Source organism: Halorubrum sp. DM2, assembly GCF_901686465.1.
In the GTDB taxonomy this organism is placed as follows: Archaea; Halobacteriota; Halobacteria; order Halobacteriales; family Haloferacaceae; genus Halorubrum.
On record NZ_LR594487.1, the window covers coordinates 1050819 to 1051880 of the forward strand.

Annotated in this window: 2 protein-coding genes; one reads left to right on the forward strand and one right to left on the reverse strand. The window is 59.4% G+C overall.

Annotated elements, in window-relative coordinates; translation table 11 throughout:
- Window positions 1–52: 52 nt before the first annotated feature.
- Entirely contained in the window at window positions 53–406 is a 354-nt protein-coding gene (locus QOL69_RS05420; protein WP_195155710.1) for a DUF7471 family protein, read from the reverse strand.
- Between the two features lie 163 nt (window positions 407–569).
- Between QOL69_RS05420 and QOL69_RS05425 the strand changes: the two genes are divergently transcribed.
- The coding region (locus QOL69_RS05425; protein WP_283402337.1) for a winged helix-turn-helix transcriptional regulator at window positions 570–1062 on the forward strand (493 nt) is incomplete at its 3' end.

Genomic DNA, 1062 nt, shown 5'->3' on the forward strand with positions numbered 1-1062 from the left:
GAGAATACTGAGACGAAATTCGATTCCCAATCGCTTCGGCAAATATCGCTGTTCAGTCTGAGACGGTGTCGTTCCCGACCGATCCTGGCGCATATGCGTACACCGTGTAGAGAATGATCGCTGCGATCAAAAAGTCGAGACCATGTCCGACGAAGTGGTGGATCGGCATCGGCACGATACCGAGGATCGTTCCTGTGCCCACAATCGACCGGAACAACAACATGCTGACCGCGACAGCGATCAACTGGTACTGTGCCCCTTGGCGGCGACGATACGCGACGGCGCTGACGACGAAAAGGATACCCGTACCCATTCCGGCGACGAGTGCAGCCGCGAGCAGCAGTAGTGATCCCTCCACGGACCACCCATCGATCGCCGACAACAGGAGGGCGATTGGCCGCATCACAACGGCCTTTGAACGGGGACGAATAAGAAAACGACCCTTCGAACGGGACCTCGTGTCGTTCTGAACTGATTTGTCGGCTAACGCCGCGGTTTCGTCCGTTCCCAAGCAGAGATAACGAACGCACACGTTTTACTCGGGTAACGGCTATGTCGGCTGACCACAGATGCCGGACACCCGGACTCAGATCCGACGCCACGTTTGCGACACACCCGGTGTCCACTTTAACCAGGTCGGCCGCGATCTCGATATCGCGACTGGCCAAGTCCAGTACCATCTCCGTCGTCTCGTCCGTAACGACGAACTCGCCGTCGAGCGGATCGGCGGCCGCACACACTATTTTGCCCCGTCGTTCGATCCGTGGGAACGACGGGCTCTCGCGTTTCTCAGACGAGAGACCACCCGGGAGATCCTCGTCCGGCTTCATGCTGACGGCCCGAAGCGACCGAAAACGCTCGCGAGTGATCTCGATCTCGCACGAAGTACGATCTCGTGGCACGTCTCGACGCTCGCGGAAAACGGGATCGTCGAGAAGTCCGACCATCGACCGATGACACTCACGTTGAACCGTCCGGAGCGCACGGCCGAACTCATCGAGACAGTGTCGCCGTCGCTACCGGACCGGCTCGTCGATCGGTTCGTCCGGACCGTCGACGAGC